General features: G+C 58.8%; 23 protein-coding genes. 15 read left to right on the top strand and 8 right to left on the bottom strand.

The annotated features are described in order from the left end of the window. Positions 1 to 22: 22 nt before the first annotated feature. Positions 23 to 958 (bottom strand): dihydrodipicolinate synthase family protein, encoded by a 936-nt coding sequence (locus AC4EEV_RS06530; RefSeq protein WP_491330442.1) that lies wholly within the window; start codon positions 956 to 958, stop codon positions 23 to 25. Between the two features lie 165 nt (positions 959 to 1,123). Between AC4EEV_RS06530 and AC4EEV_RS06525 the strand changes: the two genes are divergently transcribed. The 8 genes from AC4EEV_RS06525 to galU all read left to right on the top strand — a co-directional run bounded on the left by AC4EEV_RS06525 (position 1,124) and on the right by galU (position 8,345). Next, a complete protein-coding gene (locus tag AC4EEV_RS06525; RefSeq protein WP_491330441.1) occupies positions 1,124 to 2,164 on the top strand; it encodes a LacI family DNA-binding transcriptional regulator in 1,041 nt (346 codons plus the stop codon). 316 nt (positions 2,165 to 2,480) lie between these two features. Further along, on the top strand, positions 2,481 to 3,488 hold the full coding sequence (gene paaA, locus AC4EEV_RS06520) for a 1,2-phenylacetyl-CoA epoxidase subunit PaaA (RefSeq protein WP_491330440.1): 1,008 nt from the start codon (positions 2,481 to 2,483) through the stop codon (positions 3,486 to 3,488). Next, positions 3,485 to 3,865: a 1,2-phenylacetyl-CoA epoxidase subunit PaaB gene (paaB, locus tag AC4EEV_RS06515; RefSeq protein WP_018761633.1), complete on the top strand. Its 381-nt coding sequence runs from the start codon at positions 3,485 to 3,487 to the stop codon at positions 3,863 to 3,865. Before paaA ends, paaB begins: the two co-directional genes overlap by 4 nt. Then, on the top strand, positions 3,862 to 4,788 hold the full coding sequence (paaC, locus tag AC4EEV_RS06510) for a 1,2-phenylacetyl-CoA epoxidase subunit PaaC (RefSeq protein WP_491330439.1): 927 nt from the start codon (positions 3,862 to 3,864) through the stop codon (positions 4,786 to 4,788). The genes paaB and paaC overlap by 4 nt, the downstream gene beginning before the upstream one ends. A gap of 5 nt (positions 4,789 to 4,793) precedes the next feature. After that, entirely contained in the window at positions 4,794 to 5,318 is a 525-nt protein-coding gene (gene paaD, locus AC4EEV_RS06505) for a 1,2-phenylacetyl-CoA epoxidase subunit PaaD (protein WP_491330438.1), read from the top strand. A 9-nt stretch (positions 5,319 to 5,327) separates the two neighbouring features. Then, the gene (gene paaE, locus AC4EEV_RS06500; protein ID WP_491330437.1) at positions 5,328 to 6,554 is read left to right on the top strand and encodes a 1,2-phenylacetyl-CoA epoxidase subunit PaaE; all 1,227 of its coding nucleotides are present in this window, start codon (positions 5,328 to 5,330) and stop codon (positions 6,552 to 6,554) included. 24 nt (positions 6,555 to 6,578) lie between these two features. After that, the gene (locus AC4EEV_RS06495) at positions 6,579 to 7,361 is read left to right on the top strand and encodes an enoyl-CoA hydratase/isomerase family protein (RefSeq protein ID WP_491330436.1); all 783 of its coding nucleotides are present in this window, start codon (positions 6,579 to 6,581) and stop codon (positions 7,359 to 7,361) included. Between the two features lie 93 nt (positions 7,362 to 7,454). Continuing rightward, positions 7,455 to 8,345: a UTP--glucose-1-phosphate uridylyltransferase GalU gene (gene galU / locus AC4EEV_RS06490; RefSeq protein WP_026264556.1), complete on the top strand. Its 891-nt coding sequence runs from the start codon at positions 7,455 to 7,457 to the stop codon at positions 8,343 to 8,345. Between the two features lie 10 nt (positions 8,346 to 8,355). Here the strand turns inward: galU and AC4EEV_RS06485 are convergent, their stop codons facing one another. The 7 genes from AC4EEV_RS06485 to gmd all read right to left on the bottom strand — a co-directional run bounded on the left by AC4EEV_RS06485 (position 8,356) and on the right by gmd (position 16,615). Beyond that, on the bottom strand, positions 8,356 to 8,811 hold the full coding sequence (locus tag AC4EEV_RS06485) for a VanZ family protein (protein WP_491330435.1): 456 nt from the start codon (positions 8,809 to 8,811) through the stop codon (positions 8,356 to 8,358). Positions 8,812 to 9,115: 304 nt separating this feature from the next. Then, on the bottom strand, positions 9,116 to 9,724 hold the full coding sequence (locus AC4EEV_RS06480; protein ID WP_133830464.1) for an LPXTG cell wall anchor domain-containing protein: 609 nt from the start codon (positions 9,722 to 9,724) through the stop codon (positions 9,116 to 9,118). Positions 9,725 to 9,894: 170 nt separating this feature from the next. Next, positions 9,895 to 11,601 (bottom strand): DUF4012 domain-containing protein, encoded by a 1,707-nt coding sequence (locus AC4EEV_RS06475; protein ID WP_491330434.1) that lies wholly within the window; start codon positions 11,599 to 11,601, stop codon positions 9,895 to 9,897. A 170-nt stretch (positions 11,602 to 11,771) separates the two neighbouring features. Continuing rightward, complete coding sequence (locus AC4EEV_RS06470) at positions 11,772 to 13,085, bottom strand: UDP-glucose dehydrogenase family protein (protein WP_491330433.1); 1,314 nt, start codon at positions 13,083 to 13,085, stop codon at positions 11,772 to 11,774. Between the two features lie 42 nt (positions 13,086 to 13,127). Beyond that, positions 13,128 to 14,555 (bottom strand): sugar transferase, encoded by a 1,428-nt coding sequence (locus AC4EEV_RS06465; RefSeq protein WP_491330857.1) that lies wholly within the window; start codon positions 14,553 to 14,555, stop codon positions 13,128 to 13,130. Positions 14,556 to 14,612: 57 nt separating this feature from the next. Next, positions 14,613 to 15,587: a GDP-L-fucose synthase family protein gene (locus AC4EEV_RS06460; RefSeq protein WP_491330432.1), complete on the bottom strand. Its 975-nt coding sequence runs from the start codon at positions 15,585 to 15,587 to the stop codon at positions 14,613 to 14,615. Beyond that, positions 15,584 to 16,615, bottom strand: coding sequence for a GDP-mannose 4,6-dehydratase (gene gmd, locus AC4EEV_RS06455; protein WP_491330856.1), 1,032 nt, complete (start codon positions 16,613 to 16,615; stop codon positions 15,584 to 15,586). The genes AC4EEV_RS06460 and gmd overlap by 4 nt, the downstream gene beginning before the upstream one ends. 378 nt (positions 16,616 to 16,993) lie before the next feature. On the opposite strand from gmd, the gene AC4EEV_RS06450 reads away from it, so the two are divergent. The 7 genes from AC4EEV_RS06450 (at position 16,994) to AC4EEV_RS06420 (ending at position 23,725) form a co-directional block, all read left to right on the top strand. Then, positions 16,994 to 18,409, top strand: coding sequence for an oligosaccharide flippase family protein (locus AC4EEV_RS06450; RefSeq protein ID WP_491330855.1), 1,416 nt, complete (start codon positions 16,994 to 16,996; stop codon positions 18,407 to 18,409). 440 nt (positions 18,410 to 18,849) lie between these two features. Next, complete coding sequence (locus AC4EEV_RS06445; RefSeq protein WP_491330431.1) at positions 18,850 to 19,464, top strand: hypothetical protein; 615 nt, start codon at positions 18,850 to 18,852, stop codon at positions 19,462 to 19,464. Beyond that, entirely contained in the window at positions 19,461 to 20,297 is an 837-nt protein-coding gene (locus tag AC4EEV_RS06440; RefSeq protein ID WP_491330430.1) for a glycosyltransferase family 2 protein, read from the top strand. The genes AC4EEV_RS06445 and AC4EEV_RS06440 overlap by 4 nt, the downstream gene beginning before the upstream one ends. Next, a complete protein-coding gene (locus tag AC4EEV_RS06435; RefSeq protein WP_491330854.1) occupies positions 20,297 to 21,061 on the top strand; it encodes a WecB/TagA/CpsF family glycosyltransferase in 765 nt (254 codons plus the stop codon). Before AC4EEV_RS06440 ends, AC4EEV_RS06435 begins: the two co-directional genes overlap by 1 nt. Beyond that, a complete protein-coding gene (locus tag AC4EEV_RS06430; RefSeq protein WP_491330429.1) occupies positions 21,058 to 21,948 on the top strand; it encodes a glycosyltransferase family 2 protein in 891 nt (296 codons plus the stop codon). The genes AC4EEV_RS06435 and AC4EEV_RS06430 overlap by 4 nt, the downstream gene beginning before the upstream one ends. A gap of 323 nt (positions 21,949 to 22,271) precedes the next feature. Next, on the top strand, positions 22,272 to 22,553 hold the full coding sequence (locus AC4EEV_RS06425; RefSeq protein WP_491330428.1) for a DapH/DapD/GlmU-related protein: 282 nt from the start codon (positions 22,272 to 22,274) through the stop codon (positions 22,551 to 22,553). Next, positions 22,550 to 23,725: a glycosyltransferase family 4 protein gene (locus tag AC4EEV_RS06420; protein ID WP_491330427.1), complete on the top strand. Its 1,176-nt coding sequence runs from the start codon at positions 22,550 to 22,552 to the stop codon at positions 23,723 to 23,725. The genes AC4EEV_RS06425 and AC4EEV_RS06420 overlap by 4 nt, the downstream gene beginning before the upstream one ends. The last annotated feature ends 51 nt before the right edge of the window (positions 23,726 to 23,776 follow it).

The following is a 23,776-nucleotide window of genomic DNA, read 5'->3' as shown; positions in this document are numbered from 1 at the left end:
GCCACCCTCGGGATCCTTGGGATCAGGCGGAAACGGTGACGTTCCCGAGGTTTGCGGCGGCGAAGGCCTCCGCTATTTCGATGTCGGCGCCCGCCGGGAGCGGCAGGAGCGGAGTACGGACTGTGGCGTGTTCCAGGATGCCGCGGTTCACCAGGCCCCACTTCAAAGCGACGGTGCCCTCCATGTGGGAGCCACGGTGGTACACGTTCTTGGTCACCGGCAGCAGCCGCTCATGAATGGCATGGGCACGCTTGTAGTCCTGGGCCTTGCCTGCCTCGATCAGTTCGACGAGCAGTTCGGGGGCGATGTTGCCGTAGCCGACGAGCAGGCCGTCCACATCGAACATTGTCGGGAGCAGGTACTCGTCATGGCAGGACAGCACCTGCAGTTCGGGGTACGCGGCGCGAAGGGCGGGAATTTCGGTGTACCAACGGCGCATGTTGCGGACGCCGTTCTTCGTGGCAAAAACGCCCTCCTGGCCGGCGATCTCCAGCTGGGTGTCGAGGTCGTAGCTTGCTTTGGTGTTGTCGGGGTACTGGAAGAGGATTAGCGGCAAACCCGACTCTTCGTAGATCTCCTGGTAGCGCGACTGCGGGGCGCCCTTCTGGTAACCGAAGCGCAGCCACCCGTGGGAGGGGTAAACGAGGCCGGCCGACGCCCCGGCTTCCACGGCCTTCTTGGCCTCGAGGGCAGCGGTCTTGTTGCCCTCCTTCGTGATGCCGGCCACCACCGGTACGCGCCCGTCGGTTGACGCCACGAAGGCCCGGATAACGTCCAGCTGCTCCTCTTCGGTAAGGAACGTGCCTTCGCCGGCGTGTCCCAGGACCACGAGGCTTTTCACGCCCTCAATCGACCCGAGCCACGAACCCAGGCGCTGGATCGCAGCGAAGTCGACGGCGCCGTCTTCGGTGAACGGGGTGACGGGTGCAGGGCTGAGTCCGCGGAGATCGAGTGTCATTTCAACTACCTTCTTGTCTTCTTTGATGGTCGGTAGTCCCGCTAAGATGAAAACGTTTGCGGGAACGTTTTCAATATTGCAACGTGTCGCGGCTCACTGTCAAGGGAACGTTTGCAGGGGAGGAATAGAGTGGCTTCTGCACCCCTGCTGAAGAGGAGAAGCTTTATGGAACCGGCGGCACCAGGTATGCCCGTCACGCTCAAGGACGTCGCGGCGGCCAGCGGCGTCAGCGTCTCCACCGCCAGCCGTGCACTCGATGAACGCGGTAACGCACCCAGGTCGGCCGCGGCGGCCCACGTGCGCAAGGTTGCCGAGGAACTGGGTTACCGGCGTAATTCCTTCGCTTCCAGCCTCCGCCGGGGCGAGACCCGGACCCTCGGCGTCCTGGTTCCCAGGCTCAGCGACACCGTCATGGCGCTCATGTTCGAAGAACTGGAACGGGCCGCGGCCTCCAGGGGCTACTTCGCCATGGTTGCCACCAGCGGAGATGATCCCGACGACGAGCGCCGGGCCGCCGAGACGCTGCTGGACCGCAACGTGGACGGGCTGATCCTGGCAACGGCCCGGCTCGACGACGAGCTGCCGCGGCTCCTGCGACAGCGCGGCGTGGCCCATGCCCTGGTGCTCCGCACGGATGGCGTAAGCCCCTCCTCGCTGGGCGATGACGAGGTAGGAGGCTATCTCGCCGTGCGCCACCTTCTCGATCTGGGCCACCGGGATATCGCCGTGGTCACCGGCCCGGCCTTCACCTCTACTGGAACGGCGCGCCTGGAGGGTGCCCGCCGGGCGCTTGCCGAGGCGGGAATCGAGCCGCGCGACGAGTGGCTGATCGCGGCTGGCTATGGCATCGAAAACGGCTACGCGGCGGGGGAAGCCTTGCTCGCGAAGGCCGCGGGGAATCGTCCCACGGCAATCTTCGCCGCCAATGACAACATTGCCATGGGTGTCATGGCTGCAGCGCACCGTCGCGGCATCGCCATCCCGGAGGACCTGGCGCTGGTGGGATACAACGACATTCCGCTGTCGGCCCGCCTCCCCACGCCCCTTAGCTCCGTGCGCGTACCCCTCGCCCAGATTGCCGCCACGGCCATCGACCTCATCGTCAAGCCAAGCGCTGAGCCCCGCATCCGCCGGTCCATGCCCACGCTCATCCCGCGCCAGTCCAGCGGTGCACCCGTGACGTTTGCCGGCACGCCGGGCCGTTAAAGCCGCCGATTCCGCTCCGGTCTCGCCGAGTGCTATTCCGGTGCCTGTGGCGCACGGCTTGGTCCTCTCCGTGCCCGCCTTCGGCTCGCCCCATCGGTCGAAGGTGAGCGGGCGTCGGGGGAGGACCGGTCGAAGGTGAGCGGGCGTTGGGGGAGGAGCGGTCGAAGGTGAGCGCGCGTTGGGGGAGGAGCGGTCGAAGGTGAGCGCGCGTTGGGGAGGGTACACGCTTGACGAGTTCCGCCGCGCCCGCATATCCTGAACGAACGGTCGGTAAATAATTCCGAGCCGCCCGACAGGTCTTTGCATAGGAGCAACCATGGCAGCGCAGAACTTGCAGTCAGTGCCGGCTGAGCTAACCCAAGAAGCGGACGCCGCGGGCCAGGCCCACTTCGACCGCATCATCGCCGAGGACTCCCGGATCGAGCCCCGCGACTGGATGCCGGCGGCTTACCGCAAGACCCTCCTGCGCCAGGTGTCCCAGCACGCGCACTCCGAGATCATCGGCATGCAGCCGGAGGCCAACTGGATCTCCCGCGCCCCCAGCCTGAAGCGCAAGGCCATCCTCATGGCCAAGGTCCAGGACGAGGCCGGCCACGGTCTCTACCTCTACAGCGCCGCCGAGACCCTGGGCCAGTCGCGGGACAAGATGATGGACGACCTCATCGCCGGCAAGGCCCGCTACTCCAGCATTTTCAACTACCCGGCCCTGACCTGGGCGGACATGGGCGCCATCGGCTGGCTGGTGGACGGCGCAGCCATCTGCAACCAGGTCCCGCTGTGCCGCGCCTCGTACGGCCCCTACGGCCGGGCCATGGTGCGCATCTGCAAGGAAGAGTCGTTCCACCAGCGCCAGGGTTTCGAGATCCTGCTGGAACTCTCCAACGGCACGCCCGCGCAGAAGCAGATGGCCCAGGACGCGGTGAACCGCTGGTACGCCCCGGCCCTGATGATGTTCGGCCCGCCGGACGACGATTCGCCCAACTCCAAGCAGTCCATGGCCTGGAACATCAAGCGGTTCAGCAATGACGAGCTCCGCAGCCGCTTCGTGGGCATGATGGTGGAGCAGGTTCGGGTCCTGGGCCTCACCCTCCCCGATGACCAGGTCCGTTTCAATGAGGACACCAAGAAGTGGGAACACGGCCCGCTGGACTGGCATGAGTTCCAGGAAGTCCTGGCCGGCCGCGGTCCCTGCAACGCCCAGCGCCCTGAGCGCCGGAGGGCAGCGCACGACGACGGCGCCTGGGTCCGCGAGGCAGCCGCCGCGTATGCGGACAAGCAGCGAGCAAAACAGTCAGCAAAGCAGCAGAAGGAACACGCAGCATGAGCCCCCACGGCAACCCGGAAACCCCGGCCAGCTCCGCCACCGAGATCAACCGCGAAGCCCCCAAAGCATCCCCCGCGCCGCAGGAGCACCACGACCGCGGTGCCTGGGGCCTCTGGGAGGTTTTCGTCCGGTCCAGCCGCGGCCTGAGCCACGTCCACGCCGGGTCCCTGCATGCCCCGGATGCCGCCATGGCCCTCCGCAATGCCCGCGACCTCTACACCCGCCGCAACGAGGGCGTCTCCATCTGGGTGGTCCCGGCGGACGCCATCGCGGCCAGCGATCCCGATTCCAAGGGCTCCTTCTTCGAGTCCCCGCAGGGCAAGGACTACCGGCACGCCACGTACTACACCAAGAGCGAAGGGGTTAAGCACCTGTGAGCACCCCCGAAACCAGCACCCACGAAAACACGGGCCACGGCGACATCTCCACCGGCGTGGCCGGCGGCGACTCCAACGCATCGGCAACAAGAATCACCCCCGGCAACGCCCTGCGCCCGGAGGACATCGCCCTGGAGGTCAAGACCGGCCTGGTGAAGCCCAGCGGGGACGTCGCCGAGTATGCACTGAGGCTGGGCGATGACGCCTTGATCCTCGCCCAGCGGCTGGGCCACTGGATTTCCCGCGCCCCGGAGCTGGAGGAGGACATCGCCCTGGGCAACATCGCCCTGGACCAGCTGGGCCACGCCCGCAGCTTCCTGACCTACGCCGGCGCCGGCATGCCCAAGGAGGACGGTACGGCCACGTCCGAGGATGAGCTGGCCTACTTCCGCCGCGAGCACGAGTTCCGGAGTGTCCAGCTGTTCGAGCAGCCCAACGGGGATTTCGCCGCCACCATCGCCCGCCAGTTCGTGGTGAGCTATTACCAGTACGAGCTCTACCGCCGGCTCACCGAATCCACGGACGCCACCCTGGCAGCCATCGCCGCCAAGGCCGTGAAGGAAGTGGATTACCACCGGGACCACAGCAGCCAGTGGGTGCTGCGCCTGGCCGGCGGCACCGAGGAATCCCGCAAGCGGATGATCCACGGCCTGCGCCTCATGTGGCCGTACGTCAACGAACTGTTCCAGGATGATGACCTGACGCAGCGCCTCGCTGAGGCGGGCGCCGCCGTCGCACCTTCCAGCCTTAGAGGCGACTTTGACCGCCTAGTCACCGCCGTCCTTACCGAGGCCGAGCTAGAGGTGCCGGACGTGCCCGCAGCCCCGGGCGGCGGCCGGCACGGCAAGCACTCGGAGCACTTGGGCTACATCCTCGCGGAGATGCAGGTGCTGGCCCGCGAGCACCCCGGGGCCAGCTGGTGACTGCCATGTACATCTCGGACTTCGAAACCCGGACGCAGACGCCCCGGCAGAAGGCGTGGGACATCGCCGCCACGGTGGTGGACCCGGAGATCCCGGTGCTCACCATCGCGGATCTGGGGATTTTGCGGAAGGTCGACGCCGGCACGGACGGACGCGTCACGGTCACCATCACACCCACGTACTCGGGCTGCCCGGCCATGGACGCCATCAGGGACGACCTCTACGCGGCCTTCAAGAAGGAGGGCTACGGGGAGGTGCACGTTGACCTGGTCCTGGCCCCGGCGTGGACCACGGACTGGATGACGGAGGCCGGCAAGCAGAAGCTGCAGGAGTACGGCATCGCCCCGCCCAGCGGCCACTCGAAGGCCGGCGGCCACTCCGGCCCCATCCGGCTGAGCCTGGCGGTGAAGTGCCCGCAGTGCAACAGCCTGAACACCAAGGAACTCACCCGCTTCGGTTCCACGTCCTGCAAGGCGCTGTATGTGTGCCAGGACTGCAAGGAACCGTTCGACTACTTCAAAGTCCTGTAAGGAATCCCCATGCCTGTTGTCCGCCAGACCGCCGCCGAAGAGGCTGAGGTGACCGGCCGCCGTCGTCCGTCCTTCCACACCCTCACCGTGCAGGAGGTGCGCCGGCTCACCGAGGACGCCATTGAGGTCAGCTTCCACGTCCCTGCGGAGCTCGCCGGCAAGTTCGACTACCTGCCCGGCCAGTACGTTGCCCTGCGCACCACGCTGCCGGACGAGCACGGCGAGCCGAAGGAAATCCGCCGCAGCTACTCCATCTGCGCCGAGCCGCGCAGCTTCGAGGACGGCACCAGCGAGATCCGGGTGGCCATCAAGAAGGACCTGGGCGGACTGTTCTCCACCTGGGCCAACGCCGAGCTGAAGGCCGGGGACACCCTGGACGTGATGAGCCCCATGGGCGCATTCGTGTCCAAGCACGGCCGCGACGGCGTAGCGGTGGAGCAGAACGTCATGAACTCTATGAACCACCCGGAAGACCTCGCGGGGGAGGCCGGGAACTTCGTGGCCATCGCCGCCGGGTCCGGGATCACCCCGGTGATCGCGATCGCCCGGACGCTGCTGGCCGCCAATCCGGAGACCCGGTTCGACCTGATCTACGCCAACAAGGCCGCCATGGACGTGATGTTCCTGGAAGAGCTGGCGGACCTGAAGGACAAGTACCCGCAGCGGCTGGCCATCCACCACGTGCTCTCCCGGGAGCAGCGGATCGCGCCGCTGCTGTCCGGGCGGATCGATGCGGAGAAGCTGCAGCAGCTGCTGGGTACCGCCCTGCACGCGGACGATGTGGATGAGTGGTTCCTGTGCGGGCCGTTCGAGTTGGTGCAGCTGTGCCGGGACACCCTGGCCGAGCGCGGGGTGAAGCCGGAGAACGTCCGGTTCGAGCTGTTTACTTCGGGCAAGCCGGACCGCCCGGAGGGCCAGGCCGGCCGTCCCGTGGTGGTGGACGAGTCCAAGGAGACGTACAAGATCACGTTCAAGCTGGACGGCCTGCAGGGCGAGGTGGCCAGCCCCACGCATGCCCGCGAGTCGATTCTGAATGCGGCGCTGCGGGTCCGCCCGGACGTGCCGTTCGCTTGCGCCGGGGGAGTGTGCGGCACCTGCCGGGCCAAGGTGGTCACCGGCAGCGTGACCATGGACGAGAACTACGCGCTGGAGCAGGATGAGCTGGACAAGGGCTACGTGCTGACCTGCCAGAGCCACCCCACCAGCAAGGAAGTCACGGTCGACTTCGACGTCTAATCCGTTTTCACTACAAGGAGCCCCATGATTTCCCTTTCCATCAGCAACGGCATTGCAGAGGTCGTCCTGGACGCCCCGCACAAGCTGAACTCGCTTGATGAGCAGGCGCTGCGGGATTTAACCCAGGCGTACGACGACGCTGCTGCCGCCGCCTCGCGCGGTGAGGTGCGGGCGCTGCTGCTGAGGGGAGAGGGCCGGGCCTTTTGCGCGGGCCGGGACATCGCCGGGGTCACCCCGGAGAGTGACGACGCCGCAGCGTACCTGGGCGGGCTGGTGGAGCCGCTGCTGAAGAAGATGGCCGCGTTCCCGGCACCGACGTTCGCCGCGGCCCAAGGCGCCTGCCTGGGCGTGGGGCTGGGGCTGCTGCTGGCCACGGATGTGGTGTACGTGGCGGAGAACGCCAAGTTCGGCTCGCCGTTCGCCAAGCTGGGCGCCACGCTGGATTCGGGCGGCCACTGGTACTTCACGGAGCGGCTGGGCATGCACCGGACCCTGGACCTGATCTACACGGCGGACCTGATCTCGGGGGCGGAGGCCGTGGCGCAGGGCATGTTCAGCCGTGCCATGCCGGCATCTGAGCTGCTGGACTCCACCCGGGCCATCGTTTCGCGGGTCGCTACCGGTGCCACGGGTGCGTTTGTTGCGTCGAAGGAGCTGGTGGCGCATATCCGCGACCAGCGTCTGGGCCTGTGGCAGTCCATGCAGGAGGAGAACGAGGAGCAGGCGCGCCTCTGCAAGACCGCTGATTACGCGGAGGGTTTCCGGGCATTCCAGGAGAAGCGCGAACCCCAATTCCGCGGTGAGTGAGCTTGTCGACATCGAGCTTGGCGAAAACCACCGAAACCCGGTCCACGAAATCATAATTGCCCGCCGCTCCATCAAATTTGTTAAGGTTCAGCTATGACTATGGGGAGAGCTATCACCAAAGCCGTCATTCCTGCTGCCGGATTGGGAACTCGCTTCCTGCCCGCCACCAAGGCAATGCCGAAGGAAATGTTGCCGGTGGTTGACCGCCCGGCCATCCAGTATGTGGTCGAGGAAGCGGTGGATGCCGGCCTCACTGACCTGCTGATGATCACGGGCCGCAACAAGCGTGCCCTGGAGGACCACTTCGACCGCGAGCCCGGCCTGGAGGCTGCGCTGGAGGCCAAGGGGGACAAGGACAAGCTGGGCATGGTGGAGTACGCCTCCAACCTGGGTCCCATCCACTACGTCCGCCAGGGTGAGGCCAAGGGCCTGGGCCACGCAGTGCTCTGCGCCCAGCAGCACGTAGGGGATGAGCCCTTCGCGGTGCTCCTGGGTGATGACCTCATTGATGAGGCCGAGAACCTGCTGGGGACCATGATGGAGGTGCAGCAGAAGACCGGCGGTTCGGTCATCGCACTGATCGAGGTTGACCCCTCCCAGATCAGTGCCTACGGCTGCGCTGACATCTCGGTTGTTGAAGGCGAGGACTACGTCCGCGTCAACAGCCTGGTGGAGAAGCCGGCCGTCGCGGACGCACCGTCCAACCTGGCCGTGATCGGCCGCTACGTGCTGCACCACTCGGTGTTCGGCGTCCTGGAGAATACCGCTCCCGGCCGTGGCAACGAGATCCAGCTGACCGACGCCCTGCAGACCCTCGCCGCCGGCGAGGGCGAAGGCTCCGGCGTCTACGGCGTGGTCTTCAAGGGCCGCCGCTACGACACCGGCGACAAGCTGAGCTACCTCAAGGCCGTCATCACGCTGGCTTCCGAGCGCGTGGAGTTCGGCGAGGACCTCAAGACCTGGATGAAGGGCTTTGTCGGGTAGTCCTGGCGTTCTATTGTTTTTGGGAGGCCCGTTGCCGGAAGGCGGCGGGCTTCCCTTTTTGCATGGCCAGGAGTGCCACCAGGGCGCCGATGACAGCACCTGACGTGTTGGTCATGACATCTGACGGGCTTGCAAAGCGGCTGTGAAGAAACAGGAACTGCCCCAGTTCGATGCAGCCGGAAACGAGCATTCCGAAAGCTCCGATTTGCCACCATTTTTTGTTGGGAAATGCCAGGGCGGCAACGAAACCAACGGGAAGGAACAATGCAACGTTGGCGGACCGTTCCACAAAGTCGTAGTTAAACCAGCGGGGAATGCCGTGGTGGTGGAGGAAATTCAACACAATGGCCAGCTGCCCTGAGACGGGCTGGTCCACGGGTGTTGGCCAGAAAGCGACGAGCGCCAACGGAACCACCATGGCCGCGAGGATGAGCTGCCACAGCCGGTGGTTGTTGAGGATTCTCAAAGGGGCCTCAGGACGTCCGTAGAAGGGCAAAAGCGGCGGTGGCGAAGGCACAGGCCGCGAGGAGAACGAGGAGGGCGTAGCCGAGCACCTGTGGCCGGGGGAGTGGGACGGAAAAGTCGTATTCGCGTGGTGCCCTGCGCCAATGTCTCCCCATAGCCCTAATAGTTACCACAAAAGCGTTGGTGATTGAGCTTGCTGGAATCAAGGTTGCGGGAACCCGCAGCATCAGCCCCAAAGCAAAAGGTGGGTGCATCTCCGTTTCCGGAGATGCACCCACCTTCGTTGGTGCTAGGAGTTGCTGCGGTTAGGCGGCAACCTCTGCCTTGGCGCGGCGGCGAACCACCACAACGGAGGTTGCACCGGCGGCCAGTGCGCCTGCGCCCACCAGGGTCCACAGGATCAGGCCGGAGTCGGCGCCGGTGTTGGCCAGGCCGCCCGTGTTGGCCAGCGGAGCGCCGCCGTTGGCACCAGCAGCGGCGCCACCGGTGTTTGCCAGGGAGGCAGCCACGGTTACCGTGACGGGGCCAACGGTGACACCGGAGGTGTTGCCGGTTGCGGTCAGGGAGTAGGTGCCGGCTTCGCTGATGGAGATCGGCAGGGAGAAGGCGCCCTGGGCGTCAGCGGTTGCGGACAGGGTCTGCGGTGCCTGGAAGACGGGAATCTTCACGGCAACGGAGCGGCCCAGCCCGGCGCCGTTGGAGGCCGGAGCCTGGCCCGGCGTAACGGTGATGGTCAGGCCTTCGCCGGCGAGGAAGCCCTGGCCGCGGAAGACGAAGGTTTCACCCGGTCCAACGGTGCCGTCGGAAACAGCGGCCTGCGGCGGAAGTGCCGGGTAGGTTGCGGCCATGGCAGGCGCGGAACCGATGAGTGCGATGGAGCCCGCGAGTGCGAGAGCTGCGAGTGTTTTCTTCATGTGTGTCCCCCCGGAGACGTTTAATTTTTGATACCCGATTTTGGGGAGATGCCCCCTCCGCACGAGACCATGTGCAGAACTACGGATAGATATCCCAGATAGAAGGTACCATCCCGGATCGGTTGTAACCAACCTCAATCCAGTCGGTTTACATAGTGTTAACGCGACCGTCACTGGCCTTGATCACAGGAAGCATTTTCCGTCGGCAGGACAACGTCCTTTACATGCTGGACGGTCGGTGTGACAACCACGTTAGGTTCGTTGTGCTGAACAATTTTCCCGAAGGTAAAGTCCACCGTTTTGCTTTCGCCTGGCGCAAGCTGCTGGGCAACAACGCCCACTGGCCTATTTGCATGGATGTAAGGCGCAAAGGGAGTCTTCTGTCCGTCAACCGTGGCTGACTCCACGTTTGCTTGCGCTGGCCCGTAGACAACGATGTTTGTTTGGACCATACCAGGTGCTACTCCGAAAAGTCCTGCACCGGTAACGTAGGCGGGTAGTGAGGTTGCGGCATCCGCTGGAGCTGTGTTCGTGCTGGTTACACGCACCCTCGTTTGTTCGTAACCGTCCGCGGGGCACTCTTTGACAAGTTGGATGGTTCGCTTGACGTAGTAGTCCATTTTCGCGCCAGTACCGTCGTTGAAATATACGCCGAACTGAGCCGGTGAAACGCTCGGCCCGGAAACAGAGCCGCTCACGGCGTATTTTGAGATTACGTTTTGCTCGGATGCGCTTGCGGACCAGACCAAGAGTCGTCCCTCATCTGTCCCCCGCCCAAGACCGGTCATGAGTCCTTTCGCTTCGCCTTTGCCGCTGGAGAGCGCTGAAAAGACTTCTTTTGCCACGCCAGCGAAGTAAACGTCCTGAAGCTTGGGTTGCTTGATCTTCGCGTAGACATCAGAAAGCAAGGTGGAAACAACGTTGCTGCCAGTGAGTTCCGTCGGAAGGCCTGCTGCTTTTGCTGCCTCTAGCTCTGGTCCACTTAGTGCAACTGGCCCTGTGGATTGCAGGATATAGCTCAGCACTAGAGGATCAATTGAGATGACGCCGTCGACGCTTTGTCCGGTCTTTTTAGCCCACATCTCCTGAGCAGTAACGGCAGCGGTGGGAAAATCAGGAGTGAGGTTTACGTCCTGCATGTATTTTCCGAGGCGACTTGAGTAAATCTGTTGCTGTTGCGGATCCACGGGGAGGCTCGGAGACATGGCACCCAGGTCCACAGCGCTGCTCTGAGCGCCGAGCGAGAGTTTCCCGTTGTCCAAAGTCAATACCGCAAGGGCACCGGGTATTCCGCCCGATGCTCGTGACTCCGCGTTGTTTTGGATGATGAGCAGGTAGGTTCGGCGACCATCTATACCCAACATGTCTGGAGCAATAGCGGCGGCGTCTGCCGCGGTGCTAAGGGCGCCGACCGCTTGCTTGAGCTCCGTGGTGGCTTCGGCAAGTGGAATCGCAATTTGCGGAAGCAGCTGCGACGTGTCAATGGCTTCGAGCCTCTCGGCTGAAGCTTGGACTGCGTGGGCAGAGGATGCAACTCGAGGAGCTGCAACCTTGATTGGATTTAGGTTTGCCCCTGAACCGCTCGGTAGCAGTGAGTCCCAGTTTAAGGAGTCGTAAATTTCGACCAGCGGGGCGAGACCGAGTGTGGTGACGTCGTCGGCTGATCTTGCGACCTCGGCTACGGCGCTTAGGTTGGGTCCGACCCACGGCAGTCCGGACGATAGGGTCCAAAACGGATCTTCTGTCTGTTGCCGGGCAGAATACGTGTGCTCTCTAAGCCTGGTAATCGTGGCGTCAGCTGACCCTGAATCTGAGCTTAGGATTTCTTCTTTTAGCTGTGGGACTAACGCGGTGGCGGCCTCCAGATCAGTCTTCACCGAGTCTGCCTTGAGTCCCAGCCAGAGGGCTCCAGCTCCTAGCAGCACTACGATGAAAATAAGAAGCAATCCTAAGCGTATGAATGATCGGTTCGTCAGCCTTGTGCGCCGACCGTGTTCAACTGCGTTGTCGGACAATAACAAGGCTTTGTGCTGGTCGGTGGCCATCCTTATGGACGCCCGAGTCCGCGATATGTCCAGCCCGCTGCACGCCATTTGCTGGTGTCTAGAACATTTCGTCCATCAAGGATTCGTGGCGTTGATACAAGGGTCGCTGTCTCATAGGGATCCAAATTGCGATATTCCTGCCACTCCGTCAAAAGGAGAATCGCATCCGCGCGCTGCAGAGCCTTCTCCGCGGACTGCTCGTAGTGCAACTCGGGGAACCTACGAGCCGCGTTAGCTAGCGCTTCCGGGTCAGTAACCGTCACTGTGGCCCCCTGCAGTTGCAACTGGGCAGCCACGCTGAGAGCAGGAGAATCACGCACGTCGTCACTTTCCGGTTTGAAGGCTGCACCGAGGACTGTGATTCGCTGTCCCATGAGGGAACCTCCACATAGTTCTCGCGTTATCTCTACTACCCGGCTCCTACGACGCATATTGATGGCATCTACCTCACGAAGGAAAGTAAGAGCCTGATCCGCGCCAAGTTCGCCTGCCCGCGCCATGAAAGCACGGATGTCTTTGGGGAGACACCCACCACCAAATCCGATCCCAGCGTTGAGAAACTTACGTCCAATACGATCGTCCATGCCTATGGCGTCTGCTAGCAGAGTCACGTCGGCGCCCGCAGCGTCACAGAGTTCAGCCATGGCATTTATGAATGAGATCTTGGTTGCAAGAAATGAGTTCGCTGCCGTTTTGACCAATTCAGCCGTTGGCAAGTCTGTAACCAACCTGGGGATGCCTGTCTCTAATAGCCCCGCGTAGACCTCATCCAGTACCTCAACGGCACGGTCATCTTCGGATCCACTTGAGACGCCGTACACAAGGCGATCCGGATGCAGGGTGTCCGACACAGCATGTCCTTCACGAAGGAACTCCGGATTCCAAAGCAGATCCGACGCCGGCTGAGCATTGGTCACGAGTTGAGACAAGCGAGCGGCGGTACCGACTGGCACGGTTGACTTGCCGACCACAAGATCTCCTGGAGCTAGATGCGGCAGAAGTTCATTTATCGACGCATTTACGTACGATAGGTCGGCACCATTTTCGCCTTTTTTCTGGGGAGTACCGACACAGATAAAGTGGACGGTATTTCCATGGGTAGACGCCATCTCCGTCGTAAATGTGAGCCGTCCAGTTGCTTGGACTTCCTTCAGCAATGCCTCAAGACCTGGCTCAAAGAACGGCGCTCGTCCGGCCGAGAGCTCGAGGATCTTTCGTTCGTCCACGTCAATACCGACTACGTCGTGCCCGAGTTTTGCCATGCAAGCCGCATGGACGGCACCCAAGTAACCACAACCAACAACCGAAATACGCATAATTTGTTTCCTTTTCAAGGCGTATAATGAACCGCCAAAGAATTAGTAGGCTCCAGCACCTTGAAAAACAGCGCGGAAGGTCTTCATCAAAATCAGCAAGTCTCCGGCCAATGACCAGTTCTCCACGTAATATAAGTCAAGTCGAACTGAATCCTGCCAAGAGAGGTTGGATCGCCCGCTGACTTGCCATAAACCTGTAAGGCCTGGTTTTACAAGTAGCCTGCGGCGAACGTCCTGCTCATATGCCTCTACTTCTGAGGGAAGAGGCGGGCGAGGTCCGACGAGGCTCATTGATCCTCCAAGAACATTGAATAGCTGAGGTAATTCGTCCAAGCTGAACTTTCGTAAAGCCCGTCCTACAGGCGTAATTCTTGGATCATTTCTCATCTTAAAAAGGACGCCGCTACCCTCATTGCGATCTCTGAGTAACTCCAGCCGACTTTCGGCATCTATCACCATCGAGCGAAACTTAAGCATCTGAAAGTGGTGGCCTTCTATACCAACGCGATCTTGCCTAAAAAGCACCGTTCCACGATCATGGATTTTTATCAAGAGACCAACTACGGCCATGACAGGCAAAGAAGCAAAGATAAGGAGGCCGGAAATGACGATGTCAAATAGTCGCTTAGCTACTCGCTGTCCGCCCTCAAGCGTAGGGGTGGTCACGTGTATAAGGGGAAGTCCCGCAACTTGTTGAGTGTGAATCCGGGGACCGGCTATGTCCGTTAATGCGGGGGCCATGATAAGACCAACGTTTCTTGCGGCCAGTTCCCAGCCTAAATGGCGAAGGATTTGAGGATGCAACTGAACTCCAGCCGAAACTGCTACGGCGTCGGCCTTGCACGATTCTATGGCCTCCACGATAGAGCGAGTGTCGGGCGAATTTCCGACGACGGGAAGCCCGGATTCTGGATCAACTGACGGTATGTCAGCAACGTTGGGAGTATAGACAGCCACCGGCAAGTACCCTGCGTGTTTCGCGGTTCGAAGGGACCTAGCCAAATGCGCCACGGCACTCGGGCCGCCGAGCAGTAGCAAACGAGACATGCTCTGCCCCATTTGTCTGTTGACGTTTAGGTGTTGACGTATCAACCAACGCGCCAGCAGCAGCCCGAAGAGTCCAGCTGGCAGGGCAACTCCCACGTAACCACGCGCGGTATCTAATCTAAGGACATACGAGACGATTGCCACTAATCCGAAGAGCCATAGCGATGCCGCCGCAACCCGTTTGTATTCGTCAGGCCCCGCGCCAAGAATTCTGCTCTGCCTGCTGTTCCAGGCTCCGAGCATTATCCACCAGGCCGTAGCGAGAAGTAGCGACAACCACGCGTAGATTGCTTCTTGCCCAGCAATGACCAGATCAGAAGCCCAGCCAAAACGAATGACGTAGGCGCCAGCCACGGCCCAAGCGATTACGAACGCATCTACGATGCGCAATTGCCGGCCGCATCGAGCTCGCCAGTCGCGCATCTCTTTCACCAAAGTCCCCAACCTTTTGCATTCTTCGAGATAGACCGGGTCGAAGTGCTAGCTCCGAATTCCGTCACGATTTGCGCGGTACCACGTGACTGTGGACCTAATGCCCTCTTGAAGGTCTATTGATGCTTTCCATCCGGCATCCGACAACTTGGAGACATCGAGGAGCTTTCTGGGTGTACCGTCCGGCTTTGTTACGTCCCATTCGATCTTTCCCGCGTAACCAACGGCCGAGGCAACCATGGAAGCAAGTTCCTTGATTGATATGTCTGATCCCGTGCCTACGTTCACCTGTGATGGGCCGTCGTAGTTCTCGAGGAGATGTAGGCATGCATCCGCCATGTCGTCCACGTGCAGGAACTCCCTCAGAGGGGAGCCCGTTCCCCAGTTGGTGACGCGTGTGTCCCCTGCAGCAGCCGCTGCATCGTACCGCCGGATGAGCGCGGGCAGGACGTGGGACCCTTCGGGGGAGAAATTATCACCAGGCCCGTAGAGATTGGTTGGCATGGCAGAGATCCAGGGCAACCCGTACTGCCTTCTTACCGCTTGTACTTGCATAATTCCGGCAATTTTAGCTATCGCATATGCATCGTTCGTGGGTTCCAAGTGCCCCGTTAGGAGCGAATCCTCTCGAATAGGCTGCTCAGCGAACTTGGGGTATATGCAGGATGAGCCAAGAAAAAGAAGCCGCTCAACGCCATGTTCTCGTGCAGCGTCCATAACGTTCACTTGAATGCGCAGGTTGTCGCTCAAGAAGTCCACCGGATAGGTGTTGTTGGCGAGGATTCCACCTACTTTCGCCGCGGCCAGCACAACATATCGGGGCTTGGTTTCGGCAAAGAACGAAAATACTTCTTCCCGGTTCGTGAGGTCGAGTTCAGATGATGAACGACCAATCAAGTTCGTGAAGCCCTCGCTGCGGAGTTTCCGCTCGATGGCAGAGCCGACCAGCCCTCTATGCCCCGCGATGTAGAAGGGAGAGGCTCGGTCGAGTTTCGTCGGGGTAAATGAGACCTCGTTCGTCACAGGTTTTTCCAGCTTTCAAGATTGACAGTGTCAATCCAGTGGCTACCTGCGTGTTCAAGAGCTTCGATGTCGGCGTCGACCATGATCCGGGCCAATTCCGGAGTGTGAACTGACGCCTTCCAGCCGAGTTTCTCCTGTGCCTTGGAAGCATCTCCGACAAGAGCGTCAACCTCTGTGGGACGAAGGTAGCGTTCGTCGAATCGGACGTGGTTTTCCCAGTTGAGGCCAGCATGCTCGAACGAGATCTGTAAGAAATCTCGCACGGTGTAGTTGCCACCAGTTGCGAGGACAAAATCGTCGGGCTCGTCGGCCTGGAGCATGCGCCACATGCCTTCTACGTATTCAGCTGCGTAACCCCAGTCGCGCACGGCATCGAGATTGCCCATGAAGAGAAGGTCTTGCTTCCCGGCCTTGATGGCAGCGACGGCCCGGGTTATTTTCCGGGTCACGAAGGTCTCTCCGCGACGGGGCGACTCATGGTTAAACAGGATGCCGTTGACCGCAAACATGCCATACGCTTCGCGATAGTTCTTAGTTATCCAGTAGCTGTATACCTTTGCAGCACCGTATGGGGAACGCGGGTAGAACGGGGTGTCTTCATTTTGAGGTGGGGGAGTCGCACCGAACATTTCCGATGATGAGGCCTGATAGAACCTCGTCTTGATACCAGCAAGCCGCACTGCTTCCAGAAGTCGGATCGTCCCTATGCCAGTAGTGTCGCCGGTGTGCTCCGGTTCGTCGAAGGAAACACGGACGTGAGACTGGGCGGCCAGGTTGTAGACCTCATCGGGGCGTATCTCTGACAGCAAGGTCACCAGTCTGGCACCGTCGCTTAGGTCCCCGTAATGGAGAAAGAGTTTGGCGTCGCTTTCATGCGGGTCGACGTAAAGGTGGTCGACGCGCAACGTGTTGAACGTTGATGCTCGTCTAATCAGTCCGTGAACCTCGTAGCCCTTCTTCAGAAGCAACTCTGCAAGATATGAGCCATCTTGGCCTGTTATTCCCGTAATCAGTGCGCGTTTTACCATGGTGAGCCCCCAGAGGTTAGATACAAATAATGGCCATGAGTAGCCGAACATGCGCCCAGGCTGACTACGACAGAGGCAATTATATGCATCTCTCCTCGGAGAGCTACCGCTTACCATCGGCTCCAGACCTGGAGATCTTGCCCGCCCCGAGCCTAAGTAGGTATGGTACGCGCCCTGTTACGTCCGCTCGCGTTAAGTACACAGGATTGTTACGGCGTAGTGCTCGGGTAGAATTGCGCACTGGGGGCAGAGCGCAAAGTTGCGGGTCGGCGACCGATTGGACGACACAACAACGAAGGCGCAGGCAAGTCAGACGTGGCAGTAACTCAGCGGAGCATAGCGACAGGCGCACTGTGGACTTATGGTTTCAGCGGGCTAATGCTGGTGTGCCAAGTGGGCTACACATCTATCTCGGCTCGCATTCTTGCTCCCCATGACTTTGGTCCATACGCGCTGGCAGTTTCAGTGGCTCAAGTCGGTACGTACTTTGTGGGATCCGGAGTAGTCCAGGCAGTCCTTCAAGCGCGAGAGAGCGACCGCCAGTCGCGTCTGTCAGCTACTTCGTTAGTATTCGCGGCTGGGACTGTGGTTGGAATTATTATCAGCGCAATTGCGGTGTTTCTGGCAAGCAAACCAGAAACCCAAGTCATGGCCTCGATGTTGTTTCTCTTGGCGTGGATGCCAATGGTAACGGGAATTTCTGGTGTCGCAACAGCGTCTATGAGAAGATCCGGTAGGTTTCGCCTACCGTCGCTAGCTGAAGCAATTGCGCTAATTCTCAGCTTAGGTTTGTCGCTTGTGTGCATGGTGCTCGGCGTCGGGGCACTGAGCCTTGCTATAGCGTCTCTGTCGAGTCCGCTTATTAGTGCCATCTTTGTTTGGACCTTGCTCCGAGAAATCCCGGGACTTTCCTGGACTCGAATATTTAGGAATGAGCACCTCAGAGTTGCTTTCCATATTTCGGGACAGAACTTGGTTCATTACCTTCAATACACGGCACCCCTTTGGACGCTGGGCGCCAGCAATTCGACTGCCAATGTAGGGCATTATTCAAGGGCTCAGGCGGTCGCTACTATTCCTCTAAATCAGCTTTCGCAGGCTTTCACGCGGGTGGTTTACCCACATCTGGCTGCGACGCGGCATAACGGAGGAGATGTCAGTTCGCCGATAAGAAAGTCCTTGAGCATCGGACTGTCACTATCAGGAGTCGTCTTTGGCGCAATTTGCGGTCTAGCCGAGCCTCTTACGCTATCTTTCTTGGGCGAGCAATGGCGCCCAGCTATTCAGCTCACTGGTCTTTGGGCTGTATTCGCAGCCATCAATCTCTGCTACGTAGCAGCAGGGTCCTCCCTTGAGTCTCAGGGGCGGTTTAGGGCGATCTGGCGTGTGCAGTGTGTCTCGCTAGCTGTTTTGGTACCAGCACTGGCCGGTGTGTACTTCTTCGGAACCTCTCCGGTCAGGATCCTATTCGTTGCGATACTGGTGCAATTTGTAGCGCATTCTTGCCAGTTACTCATCCTAGTTCGATCTCAATATTTAAGATTCAGCGAAGTGGCATCGACATATCTGCACGGAATTCTGCTGTTTTCAGTGGTTGCGGTTGCAGGATCGTACTCGTCTGGATTTGTCGGCGGAAATTCTCCGCCGTTCCTGGCGCTATTAATCGGCGGAGTCGTTTCTACCGTAGCGGGAGTCGTCTACTTCGCTTGTACCTATTGGGCGGCTTCTACGCGCAACTTGGTCAGCGTATTAGTGGCTCTTAGACCCAAAAAAGTTAAGAAGGTATTGGTGTGAAGGGATACTCAATTGCGATGCCTTTTGGGGGCTATCGCGGTGCTGGTCTCGGAAATCAGGCTATTCCAATGGGTAAGGCGTGGCTCGCAGCTCAGGCGCTTGACCAACACTACGTAGACATTCCTTGGTCCCTAAACCCTAGGGGGTACCGTAAGGAACTAGGAGCGGCCAGATTAGATTGGTTAAGGCATGTTACCCTGCGTGCTACAACGCGCGCCGTTGAAGTGTCGACCGAGGAATACATAGACTCGGGAATTCTTGACTATGGCGAGTTCATTCAAAACTGGGCGACGGACAGCGGGCGATCTCTCGTACACACCTCAGGTATGTCTGGAGGTTATGCAAGCATTGCGGGTGCGCGTGATTTCTTGACAAGACGCCTGACTCAAACTGATTCCGCCATTGGGAGCCTCGTTCGGACTAGGCTGCAGCAAGTCCGCTTGGAGAAGGTTACTGTAGCTGTTCACGTGAGGGCGGGCGATTTTGGGAGCGATACGCCGGCGCCGGGAACATTCAACAACAGAATTCCGATTGACTGGTATGAAGACGTCATTGATTTCTTGTCCAACGGTCTTGGCGATGATGGTCACTTCTTTTTTGTTACGGAACCCGACGCTATACCCCTTGTCTCGGATCTCATTTCGCGGTTGAAAATTCGTAATTCAACTCTTTCCAGTGGGACTGCGTCCGAGGATCTCGGTATCCTAGCGTCTGCAGATGTCGTTGTTTGTTCCGTCTCAAGTTTCTCGCTGTTGGCATCATTCCTTGGTGATAACGACTACATATGGTACTCAGGACATCTAACTGCGCTAGATGGATCTGCTTACATTTGGCCCGACGGCCAATCCATGGTCTTCTCAGCGAGGAGAAAACGAGACGATCGATTCAAGCTGGGTGCGGGCGGCATTCAGGGTTTGCCCTTTCCAGGGGATAGTGGAATACAGCAGGATCTTCTAGGCCGCCTTCGGAGAAATCTTTCGGCCCGGCATCCGGAGTCAAACATGCTCTTCTATGGAAGTATTGACGAGACATATTTAAAGGAGCCCAGCAGGTGAGGCATTTAGTTGTTCTTATCGCGAGCCACAATCGCAGAAATTTGACTGTGAGAGTACTTCAACAGCTTGAACGCCAAGTGCCTTCTGGAATTCGCCTTACGGCTGTTCTTGTTGATTGTGGAAGCACAGATGGGACCGTTGAGGCTTGTGAGGAGCTCGGTGACTGGGTCCATGTAGTGAGAGCTTCGTCCGACTACTTTTGGGCCCAGGCTATGTCGATGGCGGAAAGGGTTGCTCAGGAGAAGTCGCCGGATTTGTTGTTGTGGGTCAATGACGACGTTGCCTTTGATTCCGATGCACTGACTCGCCTACTGCAATGTTATGACGAGGCAGAATCGCGGCATGATGACGTTGTGGCGATCGGCTCTATGCGCGACTCTTCCGGGAACGTTTCTTACGGTGGTGTTCGCTTTCGTAACAGGATTTCGCGATGGGAGCACGTGGTGCCTGGTGCCTCTGCTTCTCTTGCGCAGGCAGCAAATGGAAATTTTCTGTTGTGTAGCAGTGCATTCGTAGATCGGATAGGCGGAATCGATGGTTCCTTCGGTCACTCTTTTGCGGATTTTGACTGGACCATTCGTGCTTCGAAAGCCGGTGCAGCAGTGATTGTGGCGCCGGGCTATTTTGGGGTTTGCAATCGAAACTCATTGCGTGGAACCTATCGTGATCCCGGTTTGTCCGCAAAGGAACAGTGGAAACATATTTGTTCAAAAAAGGGATTGCCCTTGATTGCCAACGCTAGATTTCTTTCTCGACACGGCGGTATGGCTTGGCCCGTCATATGGGCCAAGCCATACGCCAGAATTCTGATGCGATTTGCGAGCGGTAAGTGATGAGAGACGGATGTATTCGCACGGCCTCTTGTCGAGTGAGGATTGACGCAGTTTCTGAGGAGACTGCAGTGGAAGTCATCACGACTCCTCGCGGGTTACAAAATTGGGAACCAGGGCTGGTCGTCACACCCAACATGCATCATCTGGCGTTGCTCGAGGAAGGTAGTAGCCTAACTCATGCCTATGAGCGTGCATCTTTGATCCTCGCCGACGGGTGGCCCGTTGTTGCCTTGGCGAGAATGATGGGAGTCAAAGTAAGTAGGCGCAGTACTGGCAGTGGATTGGTGGATCGGCTGTCCAAGATGTGTGGCAGGGGTCTAGCAGTATTGCTAATCGGTGGCAGTTCGTCTGAGAGTAACAGGGCGGCAGTTGCAACATTTGATGACTCAGGGTGGACGGCTTCGGGAGAGGACGCGCCTGCGTCAGAGCTTGAAGACAAGGGTCGCACTCAGCGACTTGTTGATCGAATACTTGAACGCAGTCCGGACCTGATCATAATTGGGGTCGGAACGCCTAAGCAGGAGAAGCTTGCACTGCAAGTCTTGGACGCTGGTTTCGAAGGATGGATTCTTTGCGCCGGGGCAGGTATCGACTTTCTTTCGGGACAGTCCACTCGAAGTCCTTTATGGCTTCAACGCTTGGGACTGGAATGGCTTCACCGGATCGTGCAGGAGCCGAAACGACTAATGCGCCGGTATGCCTCAGATGTCCCCCCTTTTATCTCAGTGTTCCTCCGGTCGTTCCAGGGAGTAGATCGAGTATGACTAATGTTTTGATTGTTACCCCGATGCACAACGAGGCCGACAATATTCGAGCTTTGGCTCGAAGTCTGTCATTGCAGAGCTTCAAAGAGTTCGAATGGTGGGCTGTCGACGATGGAAGTAATGATGGCACTGCAGATATACTGAGCCGACTTTCAGAGGAAGGCGTAATCAAGTTCGTTTCTAAGGATAATGACGGCGGCCTAATTGGTGGATCGGCCTACACATCTTGGCGGTTTGGTGTGAAGTCCGCGCTACTTGCTCATCGAGATAAACCGGTTACGCATGTGATGAAACTCGACGCTGATGTTCGGCTAGAGCCTGACTATCTTGAGTTAGTAATGTCGAGTTTTGAAAATGACGACGTGGCTTTGGCCGGTGGCGTCATAAGCACTGCCGGAATGAAGGAACAGAAGTTTCATGTCCCGGGTCCGGTGAAGCTGTACACGATTGACGCGTTCGAATCGTTGAGGGAACTCCCTTCTGCCATTGGATTTGACGTCATGGACGAGGTCGTCGTTGCACGGTCCGGAAGGACAGTGGCGGTGAAGACAGAAGCGAAGTTTGACCTTGCCCGGGCAATTGGCGCAAGCGAAGGCGGTCTGCACGGTCGATTTAGAAACGGACGCGTATGTCGTTGGACGGGTTACGACTTTCCGTACTTCTTATTACATTGCGTTCGATATGTCGCCAGGCGCCCATATGTGTTGGGTTCGGTTTGGATGTTGGCCGGATATGCAACGGCCGGAACCGGGCCCTATGCTCGGGACCTTCGAGTTACTCATCGGAACATTCAAAGAGCGAAACTGAGAGATGCCGTACGTAACCCTATTGACTGGTACGGGCGGGCCTACGGTAAAAGTTCGGATCGGAAAACTTCACACGCATGAAATTGAGAGCTCTAATGAGACGATTTGCCCGTCTCAATGACAGGGTCGCGATTCTTATGTTGCGGCGGATGCAGGCTCTCGAGATAGGGCGCGGTGTCATAGTTCGCGGATGGCCTGAGATAGATTCTCATCCGAAGGGGAGCATATCAATTGGTCACGACGCAGTTCTTTGTAGCCGGACTAGCGATACTGCCTTAGGTGTGACTCGCCCCGTGGTTCTTCGAACGCTTCTACCCGGTGCGCGCATCCATGTGGGTAGGAACGCTGGCCTAAGCGGAACAGTTGTTTGCGCCGCGTTCAGTGTCTCCATAGGCGATAATTCCTTGATTGGTTCTGAAGTAATTATCGCGGATACTGACTTTCATCCTGTTCATCATTCGAAAGAACGCAGGAGAGCGGCCATACCCTCGCCTCAGGAAGGACATTCTGTTTGTATTGGAGAAAATGTCTTTATTGGTGCTCGATCAATTATTCTTAAGGGAACTACCATCGGCGATGGCTCCGTTGTTGGAGCCGGGAGTGTTGTGACGGGAAAGTTTCCAGCAAATTCTATTATTGCGGGAAATCCCGCACGTATCATTGGCTTGGTCGAGGATAGCGAATGAAAATTGGGTTTGCTGCGCCAATCCATCTTCCTGGACTTGATGGCTGGCTCGACGCTGAAAGTACCCAGGTTAGGACCTATTCCTTCCCCTACATGTCTGAGCTGGTGAGCGCGTACTTGGAGCGCGGTCATGAGGTGGACGTATATTCCTACAAATTGAGTTCGCGCGACCCCAATACGCTGGGGAGAGGCCCTTTGAGGGTCTTTCTCGCAAATCGTAGAAGCCAGCCGAAATTACGCGCAGCTGACAAATTCTTTCAGGAACGACGTTCCTTGGCAAGAGTTATCGCATCTAGCAAGCCTGACGTCATCCATGCGCACTGGACGTATGAATTTGCATCTGCTGCACTCCAAAGCGGTCATCCCACATTAGTGACTGCCCATGACTCACCCAGCGCATTGCGGAAAAATTTCGGTGGCTTTTATTGGAATCGAAGGGCGAGCCTTGGGCGGCAGGTGCTTCGTAAAGTTTCGAAGCTTTCTGCGGTCAGCCCAGAACTTCTCAAAGAGCTACTCACGGACTCACCCTCACTCGAAGGGAAGTGCCGGGTCATACCGAACGGCATCGCTCCCACTTACCTCCCTTCGGTTACTGCCACTTCCGTCAAGTCTTTCGTCGCCATCGCTAATGGGTTTGATGATCGGAAAAACACAAAGGCTGTGATTGAGGCGTTTGCATTACTTCTCAAGGAACGACCTAATGCCAGATTGACCCTATTTGGGGCAGACCATGGCGAACGAGAAAAAGCATGGCAATGGGCACATAGGCGTCATTTGACCCGCTCAATTCGGTTTGCCGGTCTGGTGGAGCCAGCGACTCTCAAGCATGAGCTGTCGAGTGAGCTTCAGTGCCTGGTGCATGGAAGCCTGTGGGAGGCATGTAGCATGGCCATCCTTGAAGCGTTGGCTCTGGGGATGCCGGTTATAGGAGGAAGGCATTCAGGAGGCGTCGGCTTTACTCTGGGTTATGGGGCTTCAGGATTGCTTGTAGATGTGACGTCGCCGGCGGAGATTGCCGGCGCGATGCAGCGCGTTATGGATTGTCCGGACCTAGTCACCAACCTGCAAGACAAAGGCCTAGCTTTGGTGAAAGGCCAGTTCGCCCTCGACGCAGTAGTGGATGCATATTTAGATGAGCTTACGCTCTTGCAGAGCCCTGGCGGCGCACCGTAGCTAGCCTTATTCCGCTGTGGATAACTTGTCTCTAACTTCTTGGGCCAGCCT

The organism is Pseudarthrobacter sp. MOO14, from assembly GCF_058267675.1.
The sequence above is the reverse complement of the archived record's forward strand: the minus strand, read 5'-3'. Positions and strand labels throughout refer to the sequence as shown.